Origin of the sequence: Streptomyces anatolicus, assembly GCF_019400875.1 — a bacterium.
GTDB lineage: Bacteria > Actinomycetota > Actinomycetes > Streptomycetales > Streptomycetaceae > Streptomyces > Streptomyces anatolicus.
Map to the genome: position 1 here is coordinate 1 of NZ_WMBF01000369.1, position 6,429 is coordinate 6,429.

Annotated in this window: 7 protein-coding genes; 4 read left to right on the forward strand and 3 right to left on the reverse strand. The window is 71.5% G+C overall.

All coding sequences use genetic code 11. The features are described from left to right. Together GKQ77_RS25000 and GKQ77_RS25005 are read left to right on the forward strand one after the other, a co-directional pair. On the forward strand, positions 1 to 443 hold a 443-nt coding region (locus GKQ77_RS25000), incomplete at its 5' end, for an enoyl-CoA hydratase-related protein (RefSeq protein WP_219691191.1). Further along, positions 431 to 1,063: a TetR/AcrR family transcriptional regulator gene (locus tag GKQ77_RS25005; RefSeq protein ID WP_219691192.1), complete on the forward strand. Its 633-nt coding sequence runs from the start codon at positions 431 to 433 to the stop codon at positions 1,061 to 1,063. The genes GKQ77_RS25000 and GKQ77_RS25005, both read left to right, overlap by 13 nt. Positions 1,064 to 1,110: 47 nt before the next feature. Here the strand turns inward: GKQ77_RS25005 and GKQ77_RS25010 are convergent, their stop codons facing one another. Then, a complete protein-coding gene (locus tag GKQ77_RS25010) occupies positions 1,111 to 2,211 on the reverse strand; it encodes a citrate synthase 2 (protein WP_219691193.1) in 1,101 nt (366 codons plus the stop codon). Positions 2,212 to 2,561: 350 nt separating this feature from the next. On the opposite strand from GKQ77_RS25010, the gene pdxH reads away from it, so the two are divergent. Beyond that, positions 2,562 to 3,248, forward strand: a complete 687-nt coding sequence (gene pdxH, locus GKQ77_RS25015; RefSeq protein WP_308117779.1) for a pyridoxamine 5'-phosphate oxidase — start codon at positions 2,562 to 2,564, stop codon at positions 3,246 to 3,248. 79 nt (positions 3,249 to 3,327) lie between these two features. Here pdxH and GKQ77_RS25020 read toward each other — a convergent pair whose 3' ends face one another. Next, on the reverse strand, positions 3,328 to 4,194 hold the full coding sequence (locus GKQ77_RS25020) for an alpha/beta fold hydrolase (protein WP_219691196.1): 867 nt from the start codon (positions 4,192 to 4,194) through the stop codon (positions 3,328 to 3,330). A 528-nt stretch (positions 4,195 to 4,722) separates the two neighbouring features. Next, positions 4,723 to 5,415, reverse strand: a complete 693-nt coding sequence (locus GKQ77_RS25025) for an iron-dependent transcriptional repressor DtxR (RefSeq protein ID WP_125513430.1) — start codon at positions 5,413 to 5,415, stop codon at positions 4,723 to 4,725. A 150-nt stretch (positions 5,416 to 5,565) separates the two neighbouring features. On the opposite strand from GKQ77_RS25025, the gene GKQ77_RS25030 reads away from it, so the two are divergent. Beyond that, entirely contained in the window at positions 5,566 to 6,330 is a 765-nt protein-coding gene (locus GKQ77_RS25030; protein ID WP_219691195.1) for an SIS domain-containing protein, read from the forward strand. Positions 6,331 to 6,429: the final 99 nt, after the last annotated feature.

Below are 6,429 nucleotides of genomic sequence, written 5' to 3' on the forward strand. Positions count from 1 at the left end.
CGGGCGGGCTAGGGCTGCTCGGCGTCTGCGACCTGGCGGTGGCGGGGCCGGGCGCGTCCTTCGCGCTGACGGAGGTACGCATCGGGGTCGCGCCCGCCGTGATCTCCCTGCCGCTGCTGCCCCGCCTCGACCCGAGCGCGGCCGCCCGCTACTGCCTCACCGGGGAGCGTTTCGACGGGGCGGAGGCAGCGCGGATCGGCCTCGTCACGGCGTACGCGCCCGATGTGGACGCGGGCCTCGAACCGATGCTCGACGGACTGCGGCGGGCGGCGCCGGGCGCCCTGACCGAGACGAAGAAGCTGCTCACGGCTAGGGTGCTCGACGCATTCGACGACCACTCGGACGCCTGTACCGCCCTGTCCGCACGGCTCTTCGGTGCCACCGAGGCACGGGAGGGGACGGAGGCGTTCCTCGAACGACGGGAGCCCCCATGGGTGCTGTGACCACCGCCGACCGGGCGCCCAAGCAGGACCGCAGCCGCGCGACACGGCTGCGGCTCCTGGAGGCCGCCGTCGCCTGCCTCGCCGAGCACGGCTGGGCGGGCTCGACGGTCTCGGTGGTCGCCGAGCGGGCGGGCGTCTCGCGGGGCGCGGCGCAGCACCACTTCCCGACCCGGGAGGACCTGTTCACCGCCGCCGTCGAGTACGTGGCCGAACAGCGCTCCACGGCCCTGCGCGCCCTGCCCGCGCAGGACCGCGCCTCGGTGGTGGCGGCCCTCGTCGACCTCTACACCGGCCCGCTCTTCCGCGCGGCGCTCCACCTCTGGGTGGCCGCGTCCAACGAGCCGCAGCTCGGCGGCCGCGTCACGGAACTGGAGGCCCGCGTCGGCCGCGAGACCCACCGCATCGCCGTGGAACTCCTGAACGCCGACGAGTCCCGCCCCGGCGTCCGCGAGACCATCCAGGGCCTCCTGGACATGGCGAGAGGCCTAGGCCTGGCGAACCTCCTCACGGACGACGGAGCACGCCGGGAACGGGTGGTGGCGCAGTGGACGGTGCTGGTGGAGGGGGCGCTCAATTCCAGCCCCTGGGGGTCCCCCCGGACGGAGTCTGGGGGAGTTTGAGGAGCGGGGTCCGGGGCGGAGCCCCGAGGCGGTGAGCCCAGCGGGCGTCAGCGCGCGATGTCCCCGAACCCTTCGATGGCCTCCGGGGTCCGGGACCCAGGGCCCACGTACCGGGCCGAGGGGCGGACCAGCCGCCCCGTCCGCTTCTGCTCAAGAATGTGCGCCGACCACCCGGCAGTCCTCGCACAGGTGAACATGGACGTGAACATGTGCGCCGGCACCTCGGCGAAGTCGAGGACGATCGCCGCCCAGAACTCCACGTTCGTGGCGAGGACCCGGTCGGGCCGACGCGCGTGCAGCTCGTCGAGCGCCGCCTTCTCCAGCGCCTCCGCGACCTCGAAGCGCGGCGCCCCCAGCTCACGGGCGGTGCGCCGCAGCACCCGCGCCCGGGGGTCCTCCGCGCGGTAGACGCGGTGCCCGAAGCCCATCAGCCGCTCGCCCTTGTCCAGGGCCTGCTTGACGTAGGCGACCGCGTCACCGGTCCGCTCGATCTCCTCGATCATGCCGAGGACCCGGGAGGGCGCCCCGCCGTGCAGCGGACCGGACATCGCGCCCACCGCCCCGCTCAGCGCCGCCGCCACATCCGCGCCGGTGGAGGCGATGACGCGGGCGGTGAACGTGGAGGCGTTCATGCCGTGCTCGGCGGCCGAGGTCCAGTACGCGTCGACGGCCTGGACGTGCTTGGGGTCCGGCTCGCCGCGCCAGCGCTTCATGAACCGTTCGACGACCGTCTCGGCCTTGTCGATCTCCCGCTGCGGCACCATCGGCAGGCCCTGGCCGCGCGCCGACTGGGCGACGTACGACAGGGCCATGACCGCGGCGCGCGCCAGGTCCTCGCGGGCCCGCTCCTCGCTGATGTCCAGGAGCGGACGCAGGCCCCAGACGGGGGCGAGCATCGCGAGCGCGGACTGCACGTCGACGCGGATGTCCCCGGAGTGCACCGGGATCGGGAAGGGCTCGGCGGGCGGCAGACCGGGGTTGAACGCGCCGTCGACGAGCAGGCCCCATACGTTCCCGAAGGAGACATGGCCGACCAGGTCCTCGATGTCTACGCCGCGGTAGCGAAGCGCGCCGCCTTCCTTGTCCGGTTCGGCGATCTCCGTCTCGAACGCGACGACTCCTTCAAGTCCGGGTACGAAGTCGGACATCAGGCGGCTCCTCGTGATGGGTTCGACATGATGATTTTCGAGAGTGGGGGGTTGCGGCCGGCTCATGAGCCGACGCATCCCCGGCTCATGACCATGCGTCAAAAATGGGCGATTACGATCCGGTTCCGCGTTCGTTCACGCCATACTCTGGCGCGTTCGCCGACTCGCGGTCCGAAACGGTCACCCCGGTCATGCCCCGTGAGGCTGGTGGTCACCCAACCGATTCGGCAGCAGGACGATATCCCCTGGTGCCACCTTTGGCGATGGCATGCGGCACTCAGTGCCACACGTCACCTCTCCGTGGCGGAACGCACCCACCGCGCTCCCCGCGCATACGGCAAGATGATCGGGTGACCGACTCCAGTGCCTCACTCCCCGACCCGCTGTCCGAGCCGGCCGGCATGCGCGAGCAGTACGTCACCGACGGGCTCGCCGAGGCGGAGCTGCCCGCCGGCCCCATGGAGCAGTTCGCGCGCTGGTTCAAGGAGGCGGTGAGCGCCACCGGCGCCGTGCACGAACCGAACGCCATGATCGTCTCCACCGTCGACGCCGAGGGCAGGCCCAGCTCCCGCACGGTGCTCCTGAAGGGCTTCGACGAGCGGGGCTTCGTCTTCTTCACCAACTACGACTCCCGCAAGGCGCGCGAGCTCGCGGGCAACGCGGCGGTCTCGCTGCTCTTCCCCTGGCACCCCGTGGCCCGCCAGGTCATCGTCTCCGGCACGGCGGAGCGCGTCGGACGCGAGGAGACGGTCGCCTACTTCCGCACCCGCCCGCACGGCTCCCAGCTCGGCGCCTGGGCCAGCGCGCAGTCGGCCGTGCTCACCTCACGGGAGGAACTGGACCGCGCGTACGCCGACTTGGCGGCCCGCTACCCCGAGGGCGAACAGGTACCGGTCCCCCCGAACTGGGGCGGATTCCGCGTAACCCCCCGGACGGTGGAATTCTGGCAGGGCCGCAGAAACCGCCTCCACGACCGCCTGCGGTACGTCCGAACACCGGACGGCAAGGGCTGGCGTGTGGAACGCCTGAGCCCGTGAGGGTATAGCCCATCCGGCGTTTGAGGACGAGTAGGCCGAAGGCCACGACAGACCCCGCGCACAGCCCCGGCCCACCGACCTACCCCCCGCCAAGGACCCCGTCCAGAAACGGTTCGACCGCCGCGCGCCACGCACTCGGCTGGTCATAGTGGACAAGGTGCCCCGCGTCGGCCACCTCCGCGTACTCCCCCCGGGGCAGCACGCGGACCATCTCCTGGGACTCGGCCCGGCCCAGCTCCCCGTCCAGGCCGCGCACGACGAGCGCGGGGCAGCGGACCTGCATCAGCTCCTCCCAGTGCGCGTCATGCACCCACGTCTCGCGGGACTTGAGCATCTGGGCCCGGTCGAACACCGGCCGCCAGCCGTCCGGGCCCTCGGCCATCACCTCGGCGAAGAACTCGCCCCGCGCGGGGTTGGGCCGCTCCACCCAGGGATCGTCCTCGCCGAACCACTTGCGTACGTCCGCGAGCGTCGCGAACGGCACCGGCCAGGACTTGAACCAGTGCTCCCATTCGCGCTGCGAGGCCGCGCCGAGCGCGGAGGCCCGCATGTCGCAGATGATCAGGCCCCGGACGAGGTCGGGGCGGCGCGCGGCCAGCTGCCAGGCGGTGAGCGCGCCCATGGAGTGCCCGATGAGGACGGCGGGCGCGAGGCCCAGCTGCTCCAGGGCGGCCTCGGCGTCCTCCACGTAGGCCTCACGGGTGTAGGGACCCTCCGGGCGCTTCTCGCTCTGCCCGTGGCCGCGCTGGTCGAGGGCGACCGCGCGGTGCCGCTCGGAGAGCCAGCGCGCGGTGCCCGCCCAGTGGGAGGCGCGGCCCATCAGGCCGTGCAGTAAGAGCACGCCACCCGGCGCGCCCTCGGCCTCCCTCAGCTTGGGAGGATCGGCGAACTCCCAGGCGGCGAGGCGTACGCCACCCGTGCCCGTCACGTCGATGCGCCGCACCATGATTCCTGGCACCCCCCTAGATTCCGCTCGGGATCCACGCCTGGTCCTGCCCCACACCCCCGCACGTTATCGAACTCCCTTTCGAAAACGAGCGGATTGCCGGTAACACCCCTCGTTCGGGTGACCACGCTCAAGGATTGACCGGCGTGGCCGAGGGGAGATCTTCATCGGGAAGCGGGCCGCTCGGGGACATCGGCCCGCGGGGGACGACCCCGGGAGCTCGGGGCTCCGGGTCGGCACAGGGGAGGACAGGTCCCGGCGCCTTCGGGCGCCGGGACCCTCTCGTCCAAGCTCACCAGACGGGCACATCCTCGCCCCCTCTCCGGCCGCGCGGCCAGACCTGGTGCCGACACGGTCAAGAGCCCTCAGGTCATATGCCTCTCGCGACAGCCTCGCATGCCAAGCGCTCGCGCGCTGCGATTCCGCACACTGAATCTTGGATTCCGCAAGATCTCGCGGAGGCCGTGACGCGTTGTCAACTATCCCTCTAGTAACGGCAGTTGATGTCAGCGCTTGTCGACGTCGACGTCAGCGTTTGGCGACGAAGACATGCGAGGCGATCTCCGAGGACAGCTCGGCGGCCTCGCCGCTGCTGCCCACGAGGACGCCGCCCGCCGACTCCGTCACGCTCACCACGGAGCCCGGCTGCACGCCGGCCCGCCGCAGCGTGTACATCAGCTGGGCGTCCGTCTGGATCGGCTCGCCGATGCGGCGCACGACGACCGTCTTGCCCTCGGTGCCGGGGTCCAGCTCCGTCAGGGAGACCATGCCCTCGTCCAGGAACGGGTCCGCGCCGTCCTTCTCGCCCAGCTCCTCGAGGCCCGGGATCGGGTTGCCGTACGGAGACTCGGTGGGGTGGCGAAGCAGCTCCAGGACACGGCGCTCCACGGCCTCGCTCATCACGTGTTCCCAGCGGCACGCCTCGGCGTGCACCTGCTCCCATTCGAGCCCGATCACGTCGACGAGCAGGCACTCCGCCAGGCGGTGCTTGCGCATCACGCGGGTGGCCAGACGGCGGCCCTCCTCGGTGAGCTCCAGGTGACGGTCGCTGGCGACCGCCACCAGGCCGTCGCGCTCCATGCGCGCCACGGTCTGGCTCACCGTCGGTCCGCTCTGGTCGAGCCGCTCGGCGATCCGGGCGCGCATGGGGACCACACCTTCCTCCTCCAATTCGAGGATGGTGCGCAAATACATCTCAGTGGTGTCAATCAGCCCCGACATGGGTGCCCCTCAGAATTCGCTCGTGCGCTGGCCCTGCCCTCAATTCTGACGCATACCACCGACAACCGTGCCGCGCCGTGGGAAAACGCGCCCCGGGACGTCCGGAGACCGTGTTGACAGGGCGCTGGTCCAGACCTCAACGTGATGCGAATGAGCTCCAAGAGCGAGAGCAAGCTGGCCGGTCAGTATTTCGATGCCGCCATCGACCTGCTCCAGCGGGTCCGCGACGAGGAGTCGGGGAACATCGCGGCGGCGGGCACCCTGCTCGCCGACGCGGTCGCGGCCGGCGGGCGCCTGTTCGCCTTCGGCGCCGGGCACTCCTCGCTCGCCGCGCAGGACGTCGTCTACCGCGCGGGCGGCCTCGCCCTGATGAACCTCCTCGCGGTGCCGGGCGTGGTCGGCGTCGACGTGATGCCCGCGACGCTGGGCTCCGCCCTGGAGCGGGTGGACGGCCTCGCGGGCGCCGTCCTGGACTCCTCGCCGGCCCGCCCCGGCGACGTACTCGTGATCGTCTCGCTGTCGGGGCGGAACTCCCTGCCGGTGGAGATGGCGATGAACGCCCGTGCGCTGGGTCTGAAGGTCATCGGCGTGACGTCCGTGGCGTATGCGACGGAGACGCGGTCGCGGCATGTCTCCGGGAGCTTCCTGAAGGACCACTGCGATGTCGTGGTCGACTCCAAGATCGCGGTGGGGGACGCGGAGCTTTCCCTCGACGGGGTCGAGGCGCCGTTCGGGCCCGCGTCCAGCGTGGTGACCAACGCGCTCATGCAGGCGATGGTCGCCACCGCCGTGGAGGAGCTGGCCTCGCGGGGTGTCCAGCCGCCGCTGCTCCGTTCGGGGAACGTGGACGGGGGCCATGACTGGAACGGGCGGGTCTTCCAGGAGTACGGCGACCGGATCTTCTACCGGCACTGATCGTGCCCCGAAGGGGCGCGGGGAACTGCGCGCTCAGCCCCCACCGGAGCCGAGGTTCGAGCAAAACCAAACCCGGACGGTGAGTCCGCCCCCCTAGAC